Raw genomic sequence first — 22,777 nt, 5'->3', positions numbered from 1 at the left:
GCTCCTCTGGTGGTTGACCGCAGGATCGGGCGACGCCGAGCGAGACGCCCGACGATGCTTCGGCCGCCACCCGGACGGGTGCGTGCGAGCACGCCGCGATCGGCGGATAATGGACGGCCGCTCTGTGCGCCGCGCGTCCCCCGACGCGTCGCCGGGCGCTGGACGCACGGCCGGTCGAACCGGCGGAACGGAGAACGCCCACGTGGCAGGCATGGACAACGAGCTGACCGGCGAGCAGGTGGTCGTCGACCAGCTCTACGGCCGTCTCGACGACCTGCGGGCGCAGACGCGTGCGCGCCTGGCCGAGGTCCGTCGGGAGGGACCGTCGGGCTCCCCGCAGAACCGCAGCGAGCGCGACGCGTTCGCCACGCTGTACGAGGACCGGATCGCCCAGCTCGAGGCGGTCGAGGAGCGCCTCGTGTTCGGCCGGCTCGACCTGGCCGACGACACGCGCCGCTACATCGGTCGCATCGGCCTGACCGATGCCGAGCAGTCGCAGCTGCTCACCGACTGGCGCGCACCCGCCGCACAGCCGTTCTACCGCGCCACCGCCAAGAACCCGGACGGCGTCGTGCAGCGCAGGCACGTGGTCACGCGCGGGCGGACCGTGACGAGCGTCGAGGACGAGGTGCTCGACCTCGACCGCCTGGGCGACTCCGAGGCGCGGCTCTCCGGGCTCTCCGGCGAGGGCGCGCTGCTGGCCGGCCTGGCCGCCGGCCGCACCGGACGCATGGGCGACATCGTCGCGACGATCCAGGGCGAGCAGGACGCGATCATCCGGTCCGAGCTGAACGGCGCGCTCGTCGTGCAGGGCGGACCGGGCACCGGCAAGACGGCCGTGGCCCTGCACCGGGCCGCCTACCTGCTCTACGCGCACCGGCGTCTGCTGGAGCGTTCGGGTGTCCTCCTCGTCGGCCCCAGCCGCACGTTCCTGCGGTACATCGACCAGGTGCTCCCCTCCCTCGGCGAGACGGGCGTCGTGACCACGACCGTCGCCGAGCTGTACCCGGGCATCGTCGCCACCGCGACCGAGGACGAGAAGGTGGCCGAGCTCAAGGGCCGCGCCCTGTGGGCGGACGTCATCGCCCGGGCCGTGCGGGACCGCGAGCGCATCCCGGCGCAGCCCGTGCACGTGCGCGTCGAGGGTCACGACCTGGTCATCCGGCCCAACGACATCGCGTCGGCGATCGCCCGGGCCAGGCGCAACCACAAGCCGCACAACCAGGCACGCATCGCGTTCGTGCGCGACATGCTGAGCCGGCTCGCCGACCAGTACGTGACCTCGTTGGGCCAGGACGTCCCGCCCGACGAGCGCGGCGAGATCATCGAGGAGATCCGCACGACGCGCGAGGTGCGCATCGCGCTCAACCTCGCGTGGATGCCGATCACCCCGCAGAAGCTGCTGTCGGACCTGTTCAGCAAGCCGGCCCGCCTGGCGTCCGCGGCGCCCGGGATGGCCCCGAACCAGCGCGCGATGCTGGTCCGCGACGCCGACGCCCCCTGGACGCCGGCGGACGTGCCGCTCCTCGACGAGGCCGCCGAGCTGCTCGGCGAGGACGACCAGGCGGCACGTGCCGAGGCCCGGGCCGCCGCGGACCGGCGCGCCTCGGAGGTGGCCTACGCCCGGCAGGTCCTCGAGTCGACCGGGGCGAGCGGCATGGTCTCGGCGGAGATGCTCGCGGACCGCTTCGCGACGACGGGACCGACGCTCACGACGGCCGAGCGCGCCGCCGCGGACCGATCCTGGACCTACGGCCACGTGGTGGTCGACGAGGCGCAGGAGCTCTCCGCGATGGCCTGGCGCTGCCTGCTGCGCCGCGTGCCGACCCGCTCGCTCACCATCGTCGGCGACGTGGCCCAGACCACCGCGGCGGCCGGTGCGCGGTCCTGGTCGAGCCAGCTGGACCCCGTGCTGCGCTCGTCGTGGCGGCTCAACGAGCTCACGGTGAACTACCGGACGCCCGCCGAGGTCGCGGACACCGCCCGCCGCGTCGCGGTCGCCGCCCGCCTGCCGGTCAGCCCGCTGACGTCCGCCCGCGAGGTGCCGGACTCCCTGCTCGTCGAGCGCGTCGCTGCCGACGGGTTCGCCGAGGCGGTCGCGCGGCAGGCCGAGAAGCTGACCGCCGAGATCACGGACGAGACCGGCGCCGGTCGCCTGGCCGTCATCGCGGTCGACGACCGGCTCTCCGCGATCGCCGACGCGCTCGTCGGGGCCGGTCTGCGCCCCGCGATCGGGACCGGGGCGAGCGCCGCGGACCTCGACGCACCGCTGGTCGTGCTCACGCCGCGCGAGGCCAAGGGGCTGGAGTTCGACGTCGTCGTCCTCGTGGAGCCCGCCGAGGTCCTCGACGCGAGCGCAGGCGACCTCTACGTCGCCATGACGCGGCCCACCCGGACGCTCCAGGTGATCCACGACCGCGCCCTGCCCCGGGGCTGGTGAGCTGTCCGCAGGGCGGACCGGAGTAGGCCCCTGCCCCGACCAGGCGCACCATAGGGGCGTGCCCAAAGCCCTCCTGCTCGAAAATCTGCACCCGCAGGCCGTCTCGATCCTCGAGGCCGCCGGCTACGACGTGACCACCCGGACCGGCGCGCTCGACGAGTCCGAGCTCATCGACGCCCTCGCGGGCGTGCAGGTGCTCGGCATCCGGTCCAAGACGCACGTGACGGCCGAGGTGCTCGCCCACGCCCCCGACCTGGTCGCGATCGGCGCCTACTGCATCGGCACCAACCAGATCGACCTGGCCGAGGCAGCCTCGCGCGGCGTCGCCACGTTCAACGCGCCGTTCTCCAACACCCGGTCGGTGGTCGAGATCGCGCTGGCCGACATGATCTCCCTGACCCGTCGCCTCACCGAGTTCGACAAGGCGATGCACGACGGCGTCTGGAACAAGTCGGCGACCGGCGCGCACGAGATCCGCGGCCGCACGCTGGGCATCATCGGCTACGGCAACATCGGCACGCAGCTGTCCGTGCTCGCCGAGAACCTGGGCCTGTCCGTCGTCTTCTACGACACCGCCGAGAAGCTCGCGCTGGGCAACGCCCGCCGCATGGACACCCTCGACGAGCTGCTCGAGACGGCCGACATCGTCACACTGCACGTGGACGGCCGCAGCGGGAACGCCGGCCTGTTCGGGGCCAAGCAGTTCGCGCAGATGCGCCCCGGCGCGGTGTTCCTCAACCTCTCGCGCGGGTTCGTCGTCGACTACGCCGCACTGCGCGACGCCGTCGTCTCCGGCCACGTCAGCGGCGCGGCCGTCGACGTGTTCCCTGTCGAGCCGAAGCGCAAGGGCGACCCGTTCGACTCCGAGCTGCGCGGCCTGTCCAACGTCATCCTCACGCCGCACACCGGCGGGTCGACCGAGGAGGCGCAGGAGGCCATCGGGCAGTTCGTGTCGGCGAAGCTGCGCGACTACATGACCACCGGCTCCACGACGCTGAGCGTCAACGTGCCGAACCTGGCGCTCGAGCAGAAGCCCGGCGTGCACCGCCTCGCGTACCTGCACCGCAACGTGCCCGGCGTCCTGGCGGCCGTCAACGCCACGCTCGCCGAGCACGGCGTCAACCCCCCACCCCACGACGGGCCCGACCGGSAMCGGKCGGGCCCTTCGTCAGTCTGCGTGCGTCAGGCGGAGCCGGACTTGCGCTGGAACCGGCGCTGAGTCGGTCCCGCGGTCTCGGAGCCGTGCACCTGACCGGTGTTCGAGGTCCCGTCCGCGGTGCGGTGCTGGTTCGACTTCTTGCGCTCGAGCGCCTCGCGGTACTTCGCCTTCGCGTCGTCGCTCACCGCTCCCGTGGTCGTCTTCTCGTCGTTCTTCGCCATGGGCGTTTCCTCCTGTGCTGTGAGCTTTGCGCTGCGCGCCCTGCGGTGCGGCGTGTGCGCCTCCCCTGCCAGCGTCCCTGAACCGGGCCGATGGCGCCACCTCTTCTCATCTGCGGCGAGGTAGCGTCGCACGGATGGACCTGCCTCACCGCCGCGCCGGCGGCCTGTCGCTGCCCGTCGTCTCGCTCGGGCTCTGGCAGAACTTCGGCGACTCGACACCGTTCGCCGACCAGCGCCGGCTCGTCCTGCACGCCGTGGACCGTGGCGTCGTGCACCTCGACCTGGCGAACAACTACGGCCCGCCGCCGTTCGCGGCCGAGTCGTCGGTCGGACGACTGCTGGCCACGGACCTGCGTCGCGACGAGCTCGTCATCACGACGAAGGCCGGCTACCGCGCGTGGCCCGGGCCGTACGGAGAGCACGGCTCGCGCAAGTACCTGCTCGCGTCGCTCGACGAGTCGCTGCGACGCCTCGGCACCGACCGAGTGGACGTCTTCTACAGCCACCGGTTCGACCCGGACACCCCGCTCGAGGAGACCCTCGGAGCACTGCGCGACGCGGTCCTGTCCGGCAAGGCCCTCTACGCGGGGATCTCGTCCTACTCGGCCGACCGGACCGTCGCGGCCCTCGAGGTCGCCCGCTCGTTCGGGCTCCCGCTCGCCGTGCACCAGCCGGCGTACTCGATGCTCAACCGCTGGGTCGAGCGACCCGGCGCCGACGGGCGCTCCCTGCTCGACGTCGCCGCGGCAGCGGGGATGGCGGTCGTCGCCTTCTCCCCTCTCGCGCAGGGGTTGCTGAGCACCCGGTACCTGCACGGGATCCCCGCCGACTCACGTGCCGCCCGCGGAGGACCGCTGCGACCGGAGTGGATCACCGACGAGGTCCTCGACCACGTCCGCGCCCTGGACGCCATCGCGCGCGCAGGCGGACGGACGCTCCCCCAGCTCGCTCTCGCGTGGGTCCTGCGCGACCCGCGGGTCACGTCCGTGCTGGCCGGCGCGCGCACCATCGACCAGCTGGACGAGAACCTCGCCGCCGCCACCGCGTCCCCGCTCGACGACGACGAGCTCGCCGCGATCGAGCCGCACGCCGTCGAGGCGGGGATCAACCTGTGGGGGTCCCGGTCGAGCGACCTGTGACCGGCAGGTGGCGCTCCCACCAGCGCAGCACGTGCTCGAACCGCACCTGCCGGTGCTTCGGGGTGCCCGAGCGGGTCAGCTCGTGCCCCTCGCCCGGGAAGAGCAGCAGCTCGGCCTCGACGCCGCGCCGCTTGAGCTCGACGAACCAGCGCTGCCCCTGCTCGACCGGGCACCGCCAGTCCTGCTCGGAGTGGATGACGAGCGTGGGCGTCGTGACCTCCCCGACGTGGGCCATCGGCGACTGCGCCGCCACCGCCGCCGCACCGGCCTCGTCCGCGGCGTCGCCGACGTAGTCCAGACCGAAGAACCAGCCGATGTCGCTCGATCCGACGAAGCTCACCGGGTCGAGGAACCCGCGCTCCACGATCGCCGCCCGGAAACGGTCCGTGCGCGTGGTCAGCCACGCCGTCAGGTACCCGCCGTACGAGCCGCCCATCACGCCGACCCGCTCACCGTCGAGCTCCGGGTCGTCGAGCGCCGCCCCGAGGAGCGCGAGCACGTCCTCGGTGTCCACCGCCCCGAACGCACCCCGCAGCTCGCGACCGTGGGTCGCGCCATACCCCGACGACCCCCGCGGGTTGCCGTACACGACCGCGTAGCCCGCCTGGGCGAGCACCTGGACCTCGTCGAACAGGCCGTGCGTGTACTGCGAGAACGGGCCGCCGTGGATCATCAGGATGGTCGGGTGCGGTCCGGCACCGTCGGGTCGCACCACCCACCCGTGCACCGGGTACCCGTCGGACGACCGCTCCGTGATCTCGACAGGCATCCGCACGCGCCCCGTCTCGCGCAGCGGCGCCGACAGGTCCGTCCGGGACACCGCCTCGCCGGTGGCGGGATCGACGACGACCAGGTCGCCGGACGACGTGGGACTCGCGGCCGTCGCGACGATGCGGCCGCCCCCGACCGCAGCGCCCGAGACCACGACCGGACCGTCGAGGAGCGTGTGCAGCGAGCCGTCCGGGCCGACCTGGACCAGGTGGACCGCGCCGCGGGCCTGGTCGGCGACGACGACGCCGCCCTCGTGCTCCGCGAGGACGCCCGTCACCAGGTCCACGCTCTCCGGGTCCGTCAGCCGGACCGGCTGTCCCGATGCGCCGTCGATCGCCACCCGGAACAGCCCCACCTGCGCGGCGATGAAGTCGCGGCCCGACTCGCCCACGTCGCTCGCGAGCAGCCACACGGCCGTCCCGTCCGCCGACGGCAGGACCGCCTCCACGTCGAGGGTGCTGCCGGCGTCCGCGTCGGTGAGCGGAGCGGGCGTCTGCGGGTCGCCGTCCGGGTGCGCCTGGACCACGACGGCGTCCTGCCGCAGGTCGGACTCGTGGCCCGCGTGCCGCGCGCTGACGGCGACCAGGGCGTCACCGGACGGCAGCCAGCGGGCGCCGTCCACGCCGACGTCACCGCTGGTCAGCGTCACCGAGGGCGGCAGCTCGTCCGTCCCGTCCGACGGGACCTGCACGACGAACAGGTGCTGGGGTCGGTCGCGGACGAAGCCGACGCCGTCCGCGCGGTACTTCAGCTCGGTGATGTGCCGCGGCGGCTCCGAGCCCGGCCGACCGTCCGGCTCGTACCGGCCCGCCTCCGGGACCCGCGCCAGGTAGGCGATTCGGGTGCCGTCCGGGGAGAAGCGGGGCGCCGACGCCCCGAGCGGCGCGTCGGTCAGCCGGACCGGCTCGCCGCCCGACGACTCGACGACGTGCACCTGCGGCTTGCCCTGCGGCTCCGAGCGCAGGAAGGCCACCCAGCGGCCGTCGGCGGAGACGTCCGGGGCCGTGTCGCGATGGCCGCGGGTCAGCCGGCGCGGACCAGCATCGCCGTCCGTCAGCGGGACGGTCCACAGGCCGCCGGTGTACTCGTCGTCCGAGAGCCGTGGGTGCACCACCGAGACGACAGCACTGCTGCCGTCGGGGAGGACCGCGGGTGCGCCGGGGACGTGCAGGAGCTCGATGTCTGTAGGAAGCACCCGTAGAACCTATGCCGCGGCACCCACGGGCGTCGCGACGGACACGGTCAGTCGCGGACGGCCGGCTCGTCCTCGGCGACGACGTCCTCGGCGGAACCGGACTCCGTCTCGTGCTCCGCGCGCAGCACCGTGATCGCGGCCTCGAAGTCCTCGAGCGAGTCGAACGCCTGGTACACGGACGCGAACCGCAGGTATGCCACCTCGTCGAGCTCGCGCAGCGGACCGAGGATCGCCAGACCGATCTCGTAGGCGTCGATCTCTGCGGACCCGGCCGCGCGCAGCGTCTCCTCGACCTTCTGCGCGAGCAGCGCCAGGTCGTCCTCGCTGACCGGGCGACCCTGGCAGGCCTTGCGCACCCCGCCGGCGATCTTCTCGCGGCTGAACGGCTCGGTGGCTCCCGACCGCTTCACCACGGACAGGCTCGCGGTCTCGACCGTGGTGAACCGACGGTTGCAGCTGGGGCACTGGCGCCTGCGGCGGATGGTCGAGCCGTCGTCCGAGGTCCGCGAGTCGACGACCCGCGAGTCCGGGTTTCGGCAGAACGGACAGTGCACCGGATCCCCTTCGAGTGCGTGACGCCGCGCGGCGGCGCGGCGTCGTCAACGCCTCCGTGACGGTAGGCCAGCGGCCGCCCGGTCGCAAGGCGCCTCCCACGGCACCTCGCACGCCCGGACGGCCGGGGACGTGGCGAGGGCGGCCCCCCGTCGTGGCGACCGCCCTCGCGGGGACGCCCCCGTCCCCAGATCACGGGCCGACTCGCCTCGGCGCCGCGCGTACCGCGGTCGGTGCCCACGGCTCGCGCCGCACGCACCCCGCACCTCCAGGCGAGCCCCCCAGCCCACCGTGTGAGGTAAGGCTAACCTAGCCGACCCGCGGGCCTCTGACAAACCTCTCCAGGATCCCGGCTCCCCGACCCCCGCCGCTCAGACGAGCAAGTCGGTGGAGCAGGTCGGTGGAGCAGGTCGGCGGAGCAGGTCAGTGGGGCGCGTCAATCGAGCAGCAGGTCGGCGAAGCGGGTCGGCGAGCAGGGACGGCCGAGCAGGCCGGTCCGACGGCTCAGTCGAGCGGGACGACGATCACCTGGCCGGCCATCAGACCGGCGTCCGGAAGCTCGTTCATGCGGACCAGCTCGAAGACGACGTCGCGCACGTCCTGGCCGGGATCGGCGATCTGGCTGGCGATCTGCCACATCGTCTCGCCCGGCTGCACCACGTGGCTCTCGACCTGCTGCGCGCTCTGCGGGCCGTCTGCGACGGCGCGGCCGGCCACCAGGACCGCCATGACGACCATCACCAGCGCGAGGAGCCAGAGCACGACACGGCCCCGCCCCGTGAGGGACAGGTGCGACAGCCCACGGTCGTCGACCGCGCGGACCGGGCGGACAGCGCGGGCAGAGCTGGTGCGTCCCGAGACCTTCGGCAGCGCCGGTGCCATCGCCATCGTGCTCATGATGTCCCTCGTCCTCGTTCGGCCGGGTGGATCCCGGCGGTCCTTCGTCGGTGGCGATCCACCGGAAATCCGGGGAACTCCTCCGCCGACCTTGTCGAACAGGTGTTCGTCGTACGTCTGTACGATGTCTACCAGCATCAGCCGACACTTGTCGAGACACGATCGAACAGATGTTTGATCTTCGTGCTCGAGTTCCCTAGGCTGGCGATGCAGGACAAGCGGACCACGAGCCACTGACACGACCGCCGGACGGCCTCACTCATCACCAGAGAACCGAGCATCGTCGCAGGTCAGAGGCTCGAGAGCACGGCAGCGGCAGAACAGGCGGAGCTCACGACCGCCCGACACAGGAGGAGCGCAGTGACGGACTCACGGGACACGTCCCAGCCCGACCAGGTCGACACGGACCTGGCGACGATCCACGCCCTCCCGGACGGCGCACCCGGCCCGGACGGCCTGACGGCCCGGCAGCGCCTGGTGCTCGACACCATCCGTTCGTCGGTCGAGTCCCGCGGCTACCCCCCGAGCATGCGCGAGATCGGCGAGGCCGTCGGGCTGACCAGCCCGTCGAGCGTCAAGCACCAGCTGACCGCCCTCGAGCGAAAGGGCTACCTGCGCCGCGACCCCAACCGGCCCCGCGCCATCGAGGTCGTGCACGCGGACGACTCGCGCGGCGTCGGCACGTGGACCGCGCCGGACGGCACCCGCGAGGCGTTCCCCGACCAGGCCGAGGGCGAGCGGATGCCCGCGCCGTCCTACGTCCCGGTCGTCGGCCGCATCGCCGCCGGTGGTCCGATCCTGGCCGACCAGGTCGTGGAGGACGTCTTCCCGCTCCCCCGCCAGCTCGTCGGAGACGGCGACCTCTTCCTGCTGAAGGTCGTCGGCGACTCGATGATCGACGCGGCGATCTGCGACGGCGACTGGGTCGTCGTGCGGCGCCAGCCCGTCGCGGAGCAGGGCGAGATCGTCGCGGCCATGATCGACGGCGAGGCCACGGTCAAGACGCTCAAGCGGATCGACGGCCACGTCTGGCTCATGCCGCACAACCCGGCGTACCAGCCGATCCCTGGCGACGAGTCGACGATCCTCGGGCGCGTCGTCAGCGTCCTGCGCAGCCTCTGATCCGTCCGCGGGTGCGCACGTGAGCGCAGCCGCGGCCCGGCAGGATCCGGCGCACCGGGCCATCCTGGAGCCGGCGCGACGTCGGACGAGAGGAACAGCTGATGCCCGGAAGGATCCCCGACCCCCGGATCAAGGACCTGTCCGCCCTCGACTCCCTGCGGGACGGCGGCGCGAGCTACGAGGACTGGTCCGTCGACCGGCTCCGGCACCGCGCGGCGGAACTCGACATCCCGGGGCGCTCCCGGATGCGCAAGGACGAGCTGATCGCCGCGCTGCGACGCCGCTGACGCGCGGTCAGAAGCCGAACTGCCGGGCGACCTCCCGGACGGCGTCCGCCGACCGCCGCAGGCCCCACAACTCGTCGTCCGTCAACGGGATCGGGAGCCGTTCTCCCACGCCGTCGTGCCCGACGATCGCCGGCACCGACAGGCAGACGTCGTCGATGCCGTAGTAGTCGGTGAGCAGCGACGACACGGGCAGCACCCGGCCCTCGTCCTTGAGGATCGCCTCGATGATCCGCGAGCCCGCCAGCGCGATCGCGTAGTTCGTCGCGCCCTTGCCCTCGATGATCCGGTAGGCGGACTCGACGACCTCGCGCGTGATGTCCTCCCGGTCCTGCCGGGTCAACGGGCCCCGGCCGCCCTGTCCCGGCCACTCCAGCAGCGGCACCGAGCCGATGCTCGCCGAGCCCCACAGCGGGAGCTCGCTGTCGCCGTGCTCACCGGCGATGTACGCGTGCACGTTCTGCACGGCGACGCCGGTGTACTGCGAGATGAGGTAGCGCAGGCGCGAGGAGTCCAGGACGGTTCCGGAGCCGAACAGCTGGGTCGACGAGAGCCCCGAGACCTGGAGCGCGGCATAGGTGACCACGTCGACGGGGTTGGTGACCATGACGTACACCGCGTTCGGCGCTACTTGTACAAGTTTGGGAAGGACGGCCTTCACGACCGCGATAGTCGCTCCGGCGAGCTCGATCCGGGACTGACCGGGCTTCTGCTTCGCTCCCGCGGTGAACATCACGACGTCGGCGTCGGCGCACACCGCGATGTCGTCGGAGCCGATCACCTGCGCCATGGGCATGAACTGGACGCCGTGCCCGAGGTCGAGCGCCTCCGCCTGCACCTTGGCGGCGTCGATGTCGTAGAGCGCGACCGTGCGCGCCGCCCCGCGCAGGAGGGCCGCGTACGCCATCGTCGAGCCGACCGCGCCTGCGCCCACGATCGCCAGCTTGGTGCCTCGCGCGGACCGGGAGGGTCGCAGTCCGAGGTCTTCCACGTCCAGGCTCTCGGTCACGAACGGGCCGTCCTCTCGGGGAAGTCATGGGGGCCGACGGGTGGTCGGCGAGTTCGAGGCTAACCCGTGCCCGTGAGGCGGCGCAGGGCGGCGAGGGCCGTCGAGCGGTCGGTCGTCCGCCAGAAGTCGGGCAGCGAGCGGGTCAGGAACGGTGCGTAGCGGGCGGTCGACAGGCGCGGGTCGAGCACGGCCACCACACCGCGGTCGCTGCTGGTCCGGATCAGCCGACCGGCGCCCTGGGCGAGCAGCAGGGCGGCGTGCGTCGCGGAGACGGCGAGGAACCCGTTCCCGCCGGCCTTCTCGACCGCGTCTGACCGGGCGGACTGCACGGGGTCGTCGGGCCGCGGGAAGGGGATGCGGTCGATGATCACGAGCGTGCAGGTGCTGCCGGGGACGTCGACGCCCTGCCACAGCGACAGCGTCCCGAACAGGCACGTGGCCTCGTCGGCGATGAACTGCGAGACGAGGGTGGGCAGCTGGTCGTCGCCCTGCACGAGGATCGGCACGTCGAGGCGCTCGCGCATGGCGGCCGCGGCGGCGTTCGCGGCCCGCCGCGACGAGAACAGGCCGAGCGTGCGTCCGCCGGCCGCGGTCACCAGCTCGGCGATCTCGTCGAGCTGGGCGTCGGTGGCGGGCTGGCGACCCGGCGGCGGAAGATGCCGTGCGAGGTAGAGGATGCCCTGCTTCGGATAGTCGAACGGGCTGCCCACGTCCAGGCCGTGCCACGGTACCGACGACGGGGGCGCGGGGGCGTCGTCGTCGATCGAGGAGGGCCCCACGGCCGCGGCGGCCGGCTGGACCTCGAGGCCGACGGCGCGGGCTATCGGGTCGAACGACCCCCCGAGCTCCAGCGTCGCGGACGTGAGCACGCCGGACCGGCCGGCCAGCAGGTGCGTACGGATCAGGCCGTTGACGGCCAGCGGGGCGGCGAACAGCTTGGTGGAGACGTTGCCCCGGCGGTCCTCGGAGCGCGCGCACCACAGGACGGTGTGCTTGGTCTCCTCCGGGTCGGCGGCCATCCGCTCGGCCACCTCGTACAGGGCGAGCATGGTCGCCTGGGCCATCTTGCGGCCGGCGTCCTGCTGCGGCTGCCCGGCGCCCTCGGGCTTGAGCACGCTGAGCAGCGTGCGGGTGGCGTCGCGGACCGCGGCCACCGCGTCCCGGGCCGCCGGCGGGAGCCCCTCGCGGAACCGCGCCTCGGGCAGGTTCACCAGGACCGAGGCCATCGCCTGGCTCGCGGAGTCCAGGTCGGTCGTCGGGATGCCGCCGTGCCGCCGGGCGAGCCGGGAGGCGTGCTCGATGACCGCCACCGACAGCTCGGAGGTCGCCTGCGCCGTGACCCGGTCGGTGAGCTCGTGCGCCTCGTCGACCACCAGCACCTGGTGCTCGGGCAGCACGTTGGGCGAGCCGGAGGCGGCGATCCCCAGCATCGCGTGGTTGGTCACCACGACGTCGGCCTCCCGCGATGCCGCCTTGGCCCGCTCGGGGAAGCACTCGGTGAGCATCGGGCACTTGGTGCCCAGGCACTCCAGGGACGCGACGGAGACCTGCCGCCACGCCCGGTCCGTCACACCGGGCACGAGGTCGTCCCGGTCGCCGGTCGTCGTCTCCTCGGCCCACTCGCGCAGCCGGACCACCTGGGCACCGAGGTTCTCGCCGACGCCCTCGGCCGCCGGGTGCTCGGCGGCGCCGGCGTGGTCGCCCAGGTCGAACAGCGTCGCGGCATCGTCCTCGGGGTATCCGCCGGCCACCTTGTGCACGCACACGTAGTTGTGCCAGCCCTTGAGCAGGGCGATGCTCGGCGTCCGCGGCAGGTGCGGCTCGAGGGCCTTGGCGACGAGGGGCAGGTCGCGCGTCATGATCTGGCGCTGGAGGGCGAGCGTGGCGGTGGAGACGACCACGTGCTCGTTCTCCAGCACGGCGTGCCGCACGGCGGGGACGAGGTAGCCGAGCGACTTCCCGGTGCCGGTGCCGGCCTGGACGAGCAGGTGCTCGCCCTTGTCGATGGTCTCGGCGACCGCGACCGCCATCTGGTGCTGGCCGTCGCGACGGATGCCACCGAGCGCTCCGACCGCGACGTCGAGGAGGTCCTCGACAGAGGGGTCGGTGTCCGGCACCGCGTCAGCCTAGTGGCGCGCCGCGGCCTCGAGCTCCGCGGCCAGTCCCGCGTCCACCCGCGCGCGGATGGCGGTGCCGTCCGCGGTGTGCTCCTCGGTCTGGATGTCCCCGTGCTCGTGCACACGGCTGATCAGGTCGCCCCGGTGATAGGGCACCACCAGGTCGACGCTCACGCCGGGGCGCGGCAGCTGGTCGGCCACCAGGGCCTGCAGCTCCGCGATGCCCTCGCCGCTGTGCGCCGAGACGACGATCGAGTGCACCTCGCGCGAGCGCAGCCGCGCGATGGTCTCGGGCGTCGCCAGGTCGGCCTTGTTGAGCACGATGATCTCGGGCACGTCCATGGCGCCGGGGATGTCCGCGAACACGTGCCGCACGGCCGCGATCTGGCCCTCGGGGTCGGGGTGCGACGCGTCGACGACGTGCAGGATCAGGTCGGCGTCGGCCACCTCCTCCAGGGTCGAGCGGAACGCCTCGACCAGCTGGTGCGGCAGCGACCGGACGAAGCCGACCGTGTCCGCGAGCGTGTAGATCCGACCGTCGATGGTCTCGGCGCGGCGCACGGTCGGGTCGAGGGTGGCGAACAGCGCGTTCTCGACGAGCACCCCGGCGTTGGTCAGCCGGTTGAGCAGCGACGACTTGCCCGCGTTGGTGTAGCCCGCGATCGCGACCGACGGGATCGCGTTCTTCTTGCGGGACGCCCGCTTGGTGAGCCGTGCGGGCTCCATCGCGGCGATCTCGCGGCGCAGCTTGGCCATGCGGTTGCGGATGCGCCGGCGGTCCAGCTCGATCTTCGTCTCACCGGGTCCGCGCGAGCCCATGCCCGCGGCGGCGCCGCCGACCTGGCCACCGGCCTGCCGGGACATCGAGTCGCCCCAGCCACGCAGACGCGGCAGGAGGTACTCCAGCTGCGCGAGCTCGACCTGCGCCTTGCCCTCCCGCGACTTGGCGTGCTGGGCGAAGATGTCGAGGATCAGGGCGGTCCGGTCGACCACCTTGACGCGCACGATGTCCTCGAGCGACCGGCGCTGCGACGGTGCGAGCTCCCCGTCGATCACGACGGTGTCGGCGCCGACAGCCGCGACGAGGGTCGCGAGCTCGGCCGCCTTGCCCGAGCCGAGGTAGGTGCCCGGGTCGGGCTTCATGCGCCGCTGCAGCAGGCCGTCCATGACCTGCGACCCGGCGGTCTCGGCGAGCGCCGAGAGCTCGCGCAGGGAGATCTCGGCGTCGGTGACGGTGCCGGAGCCCCAGACGCCGACGAGCACGACCTTCTCCAGCCGCAGCTGGCGGTACTCGACCTCGGTGACGTCCTCGAGCTCCGTGGACAGCCCCACGACGCGGCGCAGCGACGTGCGCTCCTCGAGCTCCAGCTGGTCCCCGTCGTAGGACGAGTGGACCGTCACGCCGGCCTGCAGCGCGGTCCCTGCCCTGGCGAGCACACGGGCCACGACGTCGTCGGCCACGTCCTGCGCGGACCGGGTCACCGGGGTGTCCTGCGTCTCGCGGGTGGTGTGCTGCGGGTCGTTCACGCGGTTCCTCTTCTCGTTGCCTGTCCCCAGGGTCCCACGCGTGCGCGCCCCAGGCCGAGGCATTTCGCTGCGGGCCGATCCGCCACCCATGGGTAGGGTCGGCGCCGTGAGCGAGCACGACCACTACTTCACCGCACAGCCCGCGTCCGCCGACGAGCGCCGCGTCCTGCGCGTGCACCTGGCCGGCCGGGACCTCGAGGTCGAGACGGCCCGCGGGATCTTCTCCCCCGACCACGTCGACCTGGGCACACGGGTGCTGCTCGACCACGCGCCCGACGCCCCACGCACCGGCGACCTGCTCGACCTGGGCTGCGGCTGGGGTCCGGTCGCGCTCACGCTGGCGCTGGAGTCCCCGGGCGCGCACGTCTGGGCGGTCGACGTCAACGAGCGGGCGCTGGACCTGGTGCGGCGCAACGCCGAGCGCGTCGGCGCCACGAACGTCACCGCGGCCCGCCCGGACGAGGTTCCCGACGACGTGGTGTTCGCCGCGATCTGGTCCAACCCGCCGATCCGCGTCGGCAAGGAGGCGCTGCACGAGCTGCTGCTGCGCTGGCTGCCTCGGCTCGCGGACGGCGGGGACGCGCAGCTCGTCGTCGGCAAGAACCTCGGGGCGGACTCGCTCCAGCGCTGGCTCGTCGACGCGCTGCCCGTCACGGTCGAGCGGACCGCGAGCGCGAAGGGGTTCCGCGTCCTGAGCGTGAGCCCGTCGTGACGCCGGACGCCGAGTGGCGTCGCCTGCGCACCACCACCTGGACCATGTGCACGCTGATCTTCCTGGTCGCGTTCGAGGCGTTCGCCGTGACGACCGTGATGCCGACCGTCTCCAGGGCGCTCGACGGCACCGCCCTGTACGCCGCCGCGTTCGCCGGTCCGCTCGCCACCGGCGTGATCGGCATGGTCGTCGCCGGCACCTGGTGCGACCGGCACGGACCGCGTGCACCCCTGACGCTCGCGGTCGCCCTGTTCGCCGCCGGGCTGCTGGTCGCCGGCCTCGCCCCGACCATGGGGGTCCTGGTGCTCGGCCGGCTCGTCCAGGGCGTCGGCGGGGGCGCGATGACCGTCGCGCTGTACGTCATCGTCGCGCGGCTCTACCCGGCCGTCCTGCACCCGCGCGTCTTCGGCGGCTTCTCCGCGGCCTGGGTGCTGCCCTCGCTGATCGGTCCCTCCGCCGCGGGGGCGGTCGCGCAGCACCTCGGCTGGCGCTGGGTGTTCCTCGGCGTCGCGGTGCTGGTGCTGCCGGTCTCGCTCGTGCTCCTGCCGACGGTCCGCCGGATCGGCGCGCCCAGCACGCCGGCGGCGCCCGCGCGACGGTCCCGGCTGGTGTGGGCGGTGCTGGCTGCGGCCGCGGTGCTCGGGCTCAACCTCGCGGTGTACGCACGCCTCCCGTGGTCGCTGGTCGTCGCGGCGCTGACCGCGGCCCTGGCCATCGTCGCGCTGCGCCCTCTGGTGCCGCGGGGCACGCTTCGGGTCGCTCGTGGTCTGCCTGCCGTGATCGCCACGCGGGCCCTCGTGGCCGGCGGATTCTCGGGCGCGGAGGTCTACCTGCCGTACCTGCTCACGGACCGGTACGGGTTCTCGCCGACGACCGCGGGGGTCGCCCTGACGTTCGCCGCGCTGGCCTGGGCGGCGACCTCGTGGCTGCAGGGCCGGCTGGGCGAGCGCCTCGCCAGCCGCGACGCGATCGTCCTCGGCGCGGCGCTGCTGGTGGTCGCCGTCGCCGGGGTCACGGTCGCAGCGGCCGCCCACCTCGCACCCGCCGTGGCGATCGGCACCTGGACGCTCGCGGGTGCCGGGATGGGTCTCATCTACTCGCGGCTCACCGTGCTCGTGCTGGCCTACTCGTCACCCGGGAGCCAGGGCACGCACAGCTCGGCGCTGTCCATCGCGGACTCGATCGGTGCGGCGCTCGCCCTGGCGCTCACGGGGCTCGCGTTCACCACGGTGCTCGCCTCCGACGCCGCCCCGGACGTGCCGTTCGTCGCCAGCCTGGCCGTCGCCCTCCTGTTCGCGTGCGGCGCGCTGCTCGCCGCGCCCCGCGTGCGGGCGCGTCAGGCGGTGGAGACCGCGGAGGCTGCCTCGGCGAGCGCGCTGCGCACCTGAGCCAGGGTCGGGACGCCCGTCGCACGGCGGACGACCGAGCCGGTCGCGTCCAGGACCAGCACCGTCGGCGTCACGTCGATGCCGAGCCGCTCCCCCAGGTCCGTGTGGTCGGCGACGTCGAGGTCGACGTGCGCCACCCCGTCGGTCGTCGCGACGGCGCGGCCGACCACGTGCCGGGTCGCGCGGCACGGCGCGCAGAAGGTGCTCGAGAACTGCACGACCGTCGCGCGCTCCCCGAGCGCGATCCCGAGGTCGTCGGCGCCGAGCCTCATCGCAGCGCCGACAGGTCCACGTCGGCGGTCGCGACGAGCAGCGCGGGGCCGGCCAGCTCGACGTTGCCGCTCGGCAGGACGGTGACCCGGACGGTCCCACCCGGCACGTCGACCAGCCAGACGTCCGGCGCTCCCGCGCCGGCCCACGTGCGGACAGCGAGCGCGGCGGCGCACGCACCCGTCCCGCAGGACCGCGTCTCGCCCACGCCGCGCTCGTGCACCCGCATGCGCACCCGGCCGACGAGCGTGCCGTCGACGGCCCGATCCTCGCCCAGCGGCACGACGAGCTCCACGTTGATGCCGTTCACCGGCACGGGGCTCACGGACGGCGCGCGGGTCAGGTCGGCCGCGGTCAGCTCGTCCTCGTCCTGGAGCGCGAGCACGACGTGCGGGTTGCCGACGTCCACGCTGAGCCCCGGACGCGTGTCGTCCACGCCCGCCACGGTCACCTCGGCGTCGACACCGGCCGCAGCCGCCTCGTCGCCACCCGGCAGGAACCAGCGGCCCATGTCCACGGCGTACCAGACGTCGTCGCCGATGCCCGCGGGCACCGGGACGCGGCGGACGCGCTTGACGCCCGCGCGGGTGCCGAGCGCCAGCTCGCCGTCGGCGGCGTCCCAGAGGCCGAGCCGCTCGAGGAAGGCCGCGAACACGCGGACGCCGTTGCCGCACATCTCGGCGACCGAGCCGTCGCTGTTGCGGTAGTCCATGAACCAGCGCGCACGCGGCTCCTCGGCCAGGACCGCCGCGCCCTCGGGCAGGTGCTCCGTGCCGATCACCCGGATGACCCCGTCGCCGCCCAGGCCACCGCGACGATCGGCCAGCTCGCGGACCAGGTCGGCGGAGAGGTCCACGGTGCCCTGGCGGTCGTCGAGCAGCACGAAGTCGTTCTGCGTCCCGTGGCCCTTGGTCACGTGCAGCGTCGAGGTCGCGACGGCGGTCATGAACCCAGGCTACGTCGTGGCGACGGGTCCTCGGTGGCCAGGCCGAGCGACCCGTCGTCGGCCGCGGCGACCAGGGCGAACGCACGGTCGACGAGCGCGGGGTCCTGCGCGTCCAGCCAGTGCACGCGGGGGTCGCGGCCGAACCAGCCCATCTGCTTGCGGGCCAGCCGTCTCGTGCCGGCGGCGATCGCCTCGAACGCCTCGTCCTCGTCGATCTCGCCGCGCAGCATCGCGAGGATCTCGGCGTACCCGACGGCGCGCGACGCGGTCCGGCCGAGACCGCTCGCCACGAGCGCCTCGACCTCGTCGACGAGGCCCTGCGCCCGCATCCGACCGACGCGCACACCGATGCGCTCGTCGAGAGCGGCCCGGTCGCAGTCGAGCCCGATCTGGACCGCCGGCACCTCATAGACGTGCTGAGGCAGCGAGGCCGAGTACTTCCGGCCCGTCAACGCGATGACCTCGAGCGCGCGCACCGTCCGGCGCGCGTTCCGCGGCCCGATGCCCTCGGCGGCCTCCGGGTCCACCGCGGCCAGCTCGGCGTGCAGCGCCCGCGCCCCCTCGGCCTCGACGCGAGCCTCCAGCGCCGCGCGCACGTCGGGGTCGGTGCCCGGGAACTCCATGTGGTCCAGGAGGGCCCGCACGTACAGGCCCGAACCACCGACCGCGACGGCACGGTGGCCGCGGGCCGCGATCTGGTCGAACGCCGTCCGTGCCCGGGCCTGGTAGTCCGCGACGGACGCGTCCTCGTGCGGGTCGAGCACGTCCAGGAGGTGGTGCGGGATGCCGCGCCGCTCGTCGACGGGCAGCTTCGCGGTCCCGATGTCCATGCCGCGGTACAGCTGCATGGCGTCGGCGTTGACCACCTCGCCGGCGAGCGCCTCGCAGAGGGCGAGCCCGAGGTCCGACTTTCCGGTCGCGGTGGGTCCGACGACCGCGACGACGAGCGCCACTAGATGCTGGGCCGCGCGGGGTCGCTCATGTCGACGGGCGCGCTCGGCGTCTCGGGGACGAACCGCTTGGTCATCTCGCGGAAGAACCCGAGCGACGAGCCGATGCTCGTCGAGAGCTGCAGGTCCAGCTGCGCGTCGGTCAGGCCACGGTCCCAGGCGATCGTGTGCTCGGTGTAGACCGCGACCTCGTCCTCGTCGGCCTTCACGTAGACCTTGGGCCAGAGCATCTGCTGCGACCACTCGTTGCACGCGATGAGCATGGTGCCCAGCTGGGAGCGCGGGACCGTGTGACCCCAGCGGCCCCGGACCTGAAAGTACGCCTTCTCGGGGCCGATGGTCATGAACCAGAACGGGTTCCCGTCCCAGGCGGCGAACAGGTCGCCGTCGTCGTCCGTGCCGTACTTCGCACCCTGCGCGTCCAGCAGGCGCGCGGCCCGCTCGATCGACAGCGGCGGCAGGGTGGGCTCGGTGCTCTCGGCAGACATCGGTACCTCGTCGGATCGGTCCGTGGCGGCGCGCCGCGGGCGTGTGGTGGTCACGCAGACCTTACCGGCGCGACGGGATCACGCCGTGACCGTCCAGACCAGGACGGCGTGCTGCGCGCCCTGCACGACCTCGTCCGCGAGGAGGTGCGCGTCGACCGGCAGCGCCCCCACGGCGCCGAGCAGCACCTGCCACGGCGCCCAGCCGCGCACGGCGAGCTCGGCGGCCAGTGCGGGGTCCGACGACACCAGGCGAGCCCGCGCCTCCCGTCCCCCGTCCGCCAGGTCGGCCAGCAGTGTCGCGTCGTACGCGGGGGCCCGGTCGTCGTCGGCCAGCGGGGCGTCGGGGCCGTGCCGTCCGCTGCCCGAGCCGACGACGACCAGCACCACCCGGCGTCCGTCGACCAGGGACGCGCCGAGGGCCTGCAGGCTCTCAGGCCCGGGATCCGACGTCACCTCGACGACTCGCAGGCCTTCGTGCCGCCCGGCGCGGGAGACGACGTGCAACGCCGTCGCGCTCGCGACGGAGGGCAGCACCGGACCCGTCGACCCGTCCTCCAGCGTGAGCTCGCGTGTGGGCCACCGGACCATGGCGTCTGGGATCCCCGCGGCCGCGAGCGACGTGCGCACCGTCCCACCGACGACACGGTCGGACGGCCCGGGCGCGACGATCGCGACGACCTCGGGCTCCAGCGCCAGGACCTGCGCGATCGCATCCAGGGTCGGTCCGAGCAGGCCGTGGACGGGGTCCGCGTCACCCGTGACACCCCCGACGAGCGTGGCCGTGTCGGGGATCAGGGCAGCGGCGACGAGCATGCACCGACGGTAGCGGCCGGACGGAGGGACTCTCGTCACTCCACCCCGCAACGGGCGCGACCGCCGGTATGGTCGTGCGCATGAGCTCGTTCGGGGATCGTGCGCGGCGTTGGTTCCGCGGCCCGGCACGCCCCTCGCCGACGCGGTCGGTGACCCCGATCCCGACCGAGGACGAGGAGCTCCACGACCGCGTCGCCGAGCTCCTGGCCAAGGAGCTGGGTGTCGCCGAGTCCTCCACGGACCTGCCGACCGAGGTCTCCCCCGCCCGCATCGCGTCGTGGATGACCGACAACGCGTTCTCGTACTTCGTCGACAACGACGGCGACCTCGGCGGCCTGTGGCGCGGACGGCTCTTCTACTTCTTCCTGTTCGGCGAGGACTCCGAGATCCTGCAGATCCGCGGACAGTGGCACCGTGAGGTGGCCATCGAGCGGCTCGAAGAGGTCCTCGACATCTGCAACGAGTGGAACGCCGACCGGATCTGGCCCAAGGCCTATGTCCGCGTCCGGGACAACGGCCGCATCCACGTGGTCTCGGAGGTCGCGACGGACCTCGAGCACGGCGCCACGGACGCCCAGCTGAGCCAGATGCTCTTCTGCGGGCTGTCCACCGGGAGCATGTTCTTCGACGCCCTCGACGAGCGGTACCCCGACCCGGCGGGAGTCTCGCCGTGAGCGGCCCCGGCTGGCTGCTGCGGGTGCTCGGCGGGCTGCCCAAGCCCACCAAGAAGCCCATCCCCGGCGACGAGCCGCCCTACCAGCTGACGCGCGAGCGCATCGCGGACTACCTGGTGGGACGCGGGTACCGGTTCGTGGTCGACGACGACGGCGACCTCACCGGCACCTGGGACGGCAGCCGGTTCTGGTTCCTCATGCTCGGCGAGCAGCAGGAGATCCTGCAGGTCCGCGGGCGGTGGCACCGCAGCCTCCCGCTCGACCAGCGTGCGACCGCGTCCCTGGCGGTCAACGACTGGAACCGTGAGCGGATCTGGCCCAAGGCGTACCTGCGCGAGGAGGAGGGCGTGCTGGCCCTCTACAGCGAGGTGTCCGCCGACTTCGAGCCCGGCGTCACCGACGTGCAGCTCGCGCAGCTGCTCGCCTGCGGCCTGGGCACCGGCGTGCAGATGTTCTCGACGCTCGAGGCGCTGCTCCCGCGCGACGACGTGACGCCCCCGGACGTGCCCGACAACTAGGCGCGTCGGCCGATCGTCGGCAGACCCAGCACGACCGGCCCCGCCGGCCCCGCGCCCGTCCCGCACGCGTCGCCCGCGCCGCCGTGGCTGTGGTCGTCGTCGGACCGGCGGTCCCACGCGTCGCCCGCCCGCGTGCGCCTGATGCCGAACCGGCCGCCCGGCTCCAGCGCCGAGTCCGCGACCAGGTGGTACGGCGCCGCGTAGGTGACGTCCACCGTGACCAGGTCGCCGGGGCGGGGGACCTCGCCACCCTCGGGCAGGGCCAGGTGGACGAGACGGTTGTCCGCGGCGCGGCCCGTCAGCCGGTGCGACGCGCCGTCCTTGCGGCCCTCGGCCTCGGCGACGAGCACCTCGACGGTGCGGCCGACCTGCAACCGGTTCTCCTCGAGCGAGATGCGGTCCTGCAGTGCCGCCAGGCGCACGTACCGCTCCTGGACGACGGCCTTCGGCAGCTCGTCGGGAAGGTCGAACGCTGCCGTGCCGGGGCGCGGCGAGTACTGGAACGTGAAGGCCGACGCGAACCGGGACGCCTCGACGACGCGCAGGGTCTCCTCGAAGTCCTCCTCGGTCTCGCCCGGGAAGCCGACGATGATGTCGGTCGTGATCGCCGCGTCGGGCATCGCCGCGCGGACCCGGTCGAGGATGCCCAGGAACTTGTCGGACCGGTACGAGCGGCGCATCGCGCGCAGGATGCGGTCCGAGCCCGACTGCAGCGGCATGTGCAGCTGCGGCATGACGGTCGGGGTCTGCGCCATGGCCTCGATGACGTCGTCGGTGAAGGCCGCCGGGTGCGGCGACGTGAACCGCAGCCGCTCGAGCCCCTCGATCGCGCCGACCGAGCGCAGGAGCTTGGCGAAGGCGCCGCGGTCGCCGAAGCCGACGCCGTACGAGTTCACGTTCTGCCCGAGCAGCGTCACCTCGACCGCCCCCTGCCCGACGAGCGCCTCGACCTCGGCGAGGATCTCCCCCGGCCGACGGTCGCGCTCCTTGCCGCGCAGGTGCGGCACGATGCAGAACGTGCACGTGTTGTTGCAGCCCACGCTGATCGACACCCAGCCCGCGTAGACGGACTCGCGCCGCGTCGGGAGCGTCGACGGGAAGACCTTGAGGGACTCCTCGATCTCGACCTGCGCCTCGGCGTTGTGCCGCGCCCGCTCCAGCAGCACCGGCAGGACGTCGAGGTTGTGCGTCCCGAACACGACGTCGACCCAGGGCGCGCGCTCGACGATCCCTGCGCGGTCCTTCTGCGCCAGGCAGCCGCCCACGGCGATCTGCATGCCCGGCCGGGCCCGCTTGGTGCCGGCGAGCCTCCCGAGGTTGCCGTAGAGCTTGTCGGCCGCGTTCTCGCGGACCGCGCACGTGTTGATGACGATGACGTCGGCGTCCTCCGCGGCCGCGTCCGCCGGGCTCGCGGCGACGTAACCGGCCTGCTCGAGCATGCCGGCCATGTGCTCCGAGTCGTGCACGTTCATCTGGCAGCCGAGCGTCTTGATCGCGTAGGTGCGCGCGCCGGAGTCGCGGAGGGTGTCCTCGGCGGTGGGGAGCAGGCTCGTCGACATCCCGACAAGGGTACGGCGGATCCCTG

The 22,777-nt window shown here is 73.3% G+C and carries 22 protein-coding genes; 9 read left to right on the top strand and 13 right to left on the bottom strand.

Annotation, left to right across the window (positions count from 1 at the left end):
- The first annotated feature begins 211 nt into the window (after positions 1-211).
- Positions 212-2,440, top strand: a complete 2,229-nt coding sequence (locus AC1DUE_RS17930; protein WP_477040773.1) for a HelD family protein — start codon at positions 212-214, stop codon at positions 2,438-2,440.
- Between the two features lie 58 nt (positions 2,441-2,498).
- A complete protein-coding gene (gene serA, locus AC1DUE_RS17925; protein WP_477040772.1) occupies positions 2,499-3,659 on the top strand; it encodes a phosphoglycerate dehydrogenase in 1,161 nt (386 codons plus the stop codon).
- Here serA and AC1DUE_RS17920 read toward each other — a convergent pair.
- Positions 3,623-3,820 carry a DUF5302 domain-containing protein gene (locus tag AC1DUE_RS17920; protein ID WP_477040771.1) on the bottom strand — a complete coding sequence of 66 codons (198 nt, stop codon included), beginning with the start codon at positions 3,818-3,820 and terminating at the stop codon, positions 3,623-3,625. The genes serA and AC1DUE_RS17920 overlap by 37 nt on opposite strands.
- A 134-nt stretch (positions 3,821-3,954) precedes the next feature.
- On the opposite strand from AC1DUE_RS17920, the gene AC1DUE_RS17915 reads away from it, so the two are divergent.
- A complete protein-coding gene (locus AC1DUE_RS17915) occupies positions 3,955-4,959 on the top strand; it encodes an aldo/keto reductase (protein WP_477040770.1) in 1,005 nt (334 codons plus the stop codon).
- Here AC1DUE_RS17915 and AC1DUE_RS17910 read toward each other — a convergent pair.
- From AC1DUE_RS17910 to AC1DUE_RS17900, 3 genes are all read right to left on the bottom strand, one after another.
- Positions 4,925-6,925: a S9 family peptidase gene (locus AC1DUE_RS17910; protein ID WP_477040769.1), complete on the bottom strand. Its 2,001-nt coding sequence runs from the start codon at positions 6,923-6,925 to the stop codon at positions 4,925-4,927. The two genes, AC1DUE_RS17915 and AC1DUE_RS17910, sit on opposite strands and share 35 nt — an antisense overlap.
- 47 nt (positions 6,926-6,972) lie before the next feature.
- Positions 6,973-7,479, bottom strand: a complete 507-nt coding sequence (gene nrdR / locus AC1DUE_RS17905) for a transcriptional regulator NrdR (RefSeq protein ID WP_477040768.1) — start codon at positions 7,477-7,479, stop codon at positions 6,973-6,975.
- A gap of 502 nt (positions 7,480-7,981) precedes the next feature.
- Positions 7,982-8,374 carry a LysM peptidoglycan-binding domain-containing protein gene (locus tag AC1DUE_RS17900; protein ID WP_477040767.1) on the bottom strand — a complete coding sequence of 131 codons (393 nt, stop codon included), beginning with the start codon at positions 8,372-8,374 and terminating at the stop codon, positions 7,982-7,984.
- A gap of 360 nt (positions 8,375-8,734) precedes the next feature.
- Between AC1DUE_RS17900 and lexA the strand changes: the two genes are divergently transcribed.
- Positions 8,735-9,496 carry a transcriptional repressor LexA gene (gene lexA, locus AC1DUE_RS17895; protein ID WP_477040766.1) on the top strand — a complete coding sequence of 254 codons (762 nt, stop codon included), beginning with the start codon at positions 8,735-8,737 and terminating at the stop codon, positions 9,494-9,496.
- 101 nt (positions 9,497-9,597) lie between these two features.
- Positions 9,598-9,783, top strand: coding sequence for a Rho termination factor N-terminal domain-containing protein (locus tag AC1DUE_RS17890; protein ID WP_477040765.1), 186 nt, complete (start codon positions 9,598-9,600; stop codon positions 9,781-9,783).
- Positions 9,784-9,790: 7 nt separating this feature from the next.
- Here the strand turns inward: AC1DUE_RS17890 and AC1DUE_RS17885 are convergent, their stop codons facing one another.
- The 3 genes from AC1DUE_RS17885 to hflX are packed head-to-tail and all read right to left on the bottom strand — an operon-like array spanning position 9,791 to position 14,433.
- Positions 9,791-10,789: an L-lactate dehydrogenase gene (locus tag AC1DUE_RS17885; protein ID WP_477040764.1), complete on the bottom strand. Its 999-nt coding sequence runs from the start codon at positions 10,787-10,789 to the stop codon at positions 9,791-9,793.
- A gap of 59 nt (positions 10,790-10,848) precedes the next feature.
- Positions 10,849-12,906, bottom strand: coding sequence for an ATP-dependent DNA helicase (locus tag AC1DUE_RS17880; RefSeq protein ID WP_477040763.1), 2,058 nt, complete (start codon positions 12,904-12,906; stop codon positions 10,849-10,851).
- Positions 12,907-12,915: 9 nt separating this feature from the next.
- Positions 12,916-14,433 (bottom strand): GTPase HflX, encoded by a 1,518-nt coding sequence (gene hflX / locus AC1DUE_RS17875; protein WP_477040762.1) that lies wholly within the window; start codon positions 14,431-14,433, stop codon positions 12,916-12,918.
- Positions 14,434-14,539: 106 nt separating this feature from the next.
- On the opposite strand from hflX, the gene AC1DUE_RS17870 reads away from it, so the two are divergent.
- Complete coding sequence (locus AC1DUE_RS17870; RefSeq protein WP_477040761.1) at positions 14,540-15,145, top strand: class I SAM-dependent methyltransferase; 606 nt, start codon at positions 14,540-14,542, stop codon at positions 15,143-15,145.
- Positions 15,146-15,189: 44 nt separating this feature from the next.
- A complete protein-coding gene (locus AC1DUE_RS17865) occupies positions 15,190-16,533 on the top strand; it encodes an MFS transporter (RefSeq protein WP_477040819.1) in 1,344 nt (447 codons plus the stop codon).
- On the opposite strand, the gene AC1DUE_RS17860 is transcribed toward AC1DUE_RS17865, so the two are convergent.
- From AC1DUE_RS17860 to AC1DUE_RS17840, 5 genes are all read right to left on the bottom strand, one after another.
- Positions 16,482-16,805, bottom strand: a complete 324-nt coding sequence (locus AC1DUE_RS17860) for a TlpA family protein disulfide reductase (protein WP_477040760.1) — start codon at positions 16,803-16,805, stop codon at positions 16,482-16,484. The two genes, AC1DUE_RS17865 and AC1DUE_RS17860, sit on opposite strands and share 52 nt — an antisense overlap.
- On the bottom strand, positions 16,802-17,749 hold the full coding sequence (gene dapF / locus AC1DUE_RS17855; protein ID WP_477040759.1) for a diaminopimelate epimerase: 948 nt from the start codon (positions 17,747-17,749) through the stop codon (positions 16,802-16,804). The genes AC1DUE_RS17860 and dapF overlap by 4 nt, the downstream gene beginning before the upstream one ends.
- The gene (gene miaA / locus AC1DUE_RS17850; protein WP_477040758.1) at positions 17,746-18,702 is read right to left on the bottom strand and encodes a tRNA (adenosine(37)-N6)-dimethylallyltransferase MiaA; all 957 of its coding nucleotides are present in this window, start codon (positions 18,700-18,702) and stop codon (positions 17,746-17,748) included. The genes dapF and miaA overlap by 4 nt, the downstream gene beginning before the upstream one ends.
- Entirely contained in the window at positions 18,702-19,187 is a 486-nt protein-coding gene (locus AC1DUE_RS17845) for a YbjN domain-containing protein (protein ID WP_477040757.1), read from the bottom strand. The genes miaA and AC1DUE_RS17845 overlap by 1 nt, the downstream gene beginning before the upstream one ends.
- A gap of 78 nt (positions 19,188-19,265) precedes the next feature.
- Positions 19,266-20,000: a hypothetical protein gene (locus AC1DUE_RS17840; RefSeq protein WP_477040756.1), complete on the bottom strand. Its 735-nt coding sequence runs from the start codon at positions 19,998-20,000 to the stop codon at positions 19,266-19,268.
- Positions 20,001-20,080: 80 nt separating this feature from the next.
- Here AC1DUE_RS17840 and AC1DUE_RS17835 point away from each other — a divergent pair, with 80 nt between their 5' ends.
- Positions 20,081-20,674 carry a type III secretion system chaperone family protein gene (locus AC1DUE_RS17835; RefSeq protein ID WP_477040755.1) on the top strand — a complete coding sequence of 198 codons (594 nt, stop codon included), beginning with the start codon at positions 20,081-20,083 and terminating at the stop codon, positions 20,672-20,674.
- Complete coding sequence (locus AC1DUE_RS17830; protein ID WP_477040754.1) at positions 20,671-21,192, top strand: type III secretion system chaperone family protein; 522 nt, start codon at positions 20,671-20,673, stop codon at positions 21,190-21,192. Before AC1DUE_RS17835 ends, AC1DUE_RS17830 begins: the two co-directional genes overlap by 4 nt.
- Here AC1DUE_RS17830 and miaB read toward each other — a convergent pair.
- Entirely contained in the window at positions 21,189-22,751 is a 1,563-nt protein-coding gene (miaB, locus tag AC1DUE_RS17825) for a tRNA (N6-isopentenyl adenosine(37)-C2)-methylthiotransferase MiaB (RefSeq protein WP_477040753.1), read from the bottom strand. The two genes, AC1DUE_RS17830 and miaB, sit on opposite strands and share 4 nt — an antisense overlap.
- Positions 22,752-22,777: the final 26 nt, after the last annotated feature.

This window comes from Cellulomonas sp. P4_A2, assembly GCF_056402515.1.
The sequence above is the reverse complement of the archived record's forward strand: the minus strand, read 5'-3'. Positions and strand labels throughout refer to the sequence as shown.

What these genes read in the sequence shown, in the direction of transcription:
- AC1DUE_RS17840 (WP_477040756.1), bottom strand. Translation starts at nt 20,000, where the DNA reads ATGCTCGTCGCCGCTGCCCTGATCCCCGACACGGCCACGCTCGTCGGG.
- dapF (WP_477040759.1), bottom strand. Translation starts at nt 17,749, where the DNA reads ATGACCGCCGTCGCGACCTCGACGCTGCACGTGACCAAGGGCCACGGG.
- AC1DUE_RS17860 (WP_477040760.1), bottom strand. Translation starts at nt 16,805, where the DNA reads ATGAGGCTCGGCGCCGACGACCTCGGGATCGCGCTCGGGGAGCGCGCG.
- AC1DUE_RS17890 (WP_477040765.1), top strand. Translation starts at nt 9,598, where the DNA reads ATGCCCGGAAGGATCCCCGACCCCCGGATCAAGGACCTGTCCGCCCTC.
- AC1DUE_RS17900 (WP_477040767.1), bottom strand. Translation starts at nt 8,374, where the DNA reads ATGAGCACGATGGCGATGGCACCGGCGCTGCCGAAGGTCTCGGGACGC.
- AC1DUE_RS17915 (WP_477040770.1), top strand. Translation starts at nt 3,955, where the DNA reads ATGGACCTGCCTCACCGCCGCGCCGGCGGCCTGTCGCTGCCCGTCGTC.
- AC1DUE_RS17835 (WP_477040755.1), top strand. Translation starts at nt 20,081, where the DNA reads ATGAGCTCGTTCGGGGATCGTGCGCGGCGTTGGTTCCGCGGCCCGGCA.
- AC1DUE_RS17865 (WP_477040819.1), top strand. Translation starts at nt 15,190, where the DNA reads ATGTGCACGCTGATCTTCCTGGTCGCGTTCGAGGCGTTCGCCGTGACG.
- AC1DUE_RS17845 (WP_477040757.1), bottom strand. Translation starts at nt 19,187, where the DNA reads ATGTCTGCCGAGAGCACCGAGCCCACCCTGCCGCCGCTGTCGATCGAG.
- AC1DUE_RS17920 (WP_477040771.1), bottom strand. Translation starts at nt 3,820, where the DNA reads ATGGCGAAGAACGACGAGAAGACGACCACGGGAGCGGTGAGCGACGAC.
- AC1DUE_RS17930 (WP_477040773.1), top strand. Translation starts at nt 212, where the DNA reads ATGGACAACGAGCTGACCGGCGAGCAGGTGGTCGTCGACCAGCTCTAC.
- miaB (WP_477040753.1), bottom strand. Translation starts at nt 22,751, where the DNA reads ATGTCGACGAGCCTGCTCCCCACCGCCGAGGACACCCTCCGCGACTCC.